The organism is Nitrosomonas mobilis, assembly GCF_900103035.1.
Classification (GTDB): domain Bacteria; phylum Pseudomonadota; class Gammaproteobacteria; order Burkholderiales; family Nitrosomonadaceae; genus Nitrosomonas; species Nitrosomonas mobilis.
The window spans coordinates 1-375 of record NZ_FMWO01000006.1; the positions used below are offsets into that span (position 1 = coordinate 1).

Genomic DNA, 375 nt, shown 5'->3' on the forward strand with positions numbered 1-375 from the left:
AATGGCTGGACAAACAAAATCTTACCTGGCTGTCATTTCTGCAAAGCTGGTTTTATAGTGATTCACTCAATGATCTGCCGTTGCTCGGCAAAGTCACGCATCCGGTTGCAGTCGATCCTGACGACACTTTGCGAGCACATGCCCAGAGAAACAACTGGCCTATTATCAGCTTGCGTTAGTCGGCACCATTCTTGGGATTCCCCCGTATAAAATATTCGATAGTTGTGGCGCGAAAGCGTACTCCCAGTTCCGTTATAATAACGTTTTGTGAAGGATCGTTACCATGCGACTGCTCCAGAAAGCACTGACATTCGACGATGTCCTGCTGGTTCCCGCTCATTCCGAAGTTTTACCAAAAGATGTCAAGCTTGTCAG

The 375-nt window shown here is 47.2% G+C and carries 1 protein-coding gene; it reads left to right on the top strand.

The features are described 5' to 3' along the window. Window positions 1-179 (top strand): HAD family hydrolase (locus tag NSMM_RS16255; protein WP_425412337.1); only part of this gene is annotated, 179 nt, incomplete at its 5' end. Between the last annotated feature and the right edge of the window lie 196 nt (window positions 180-375).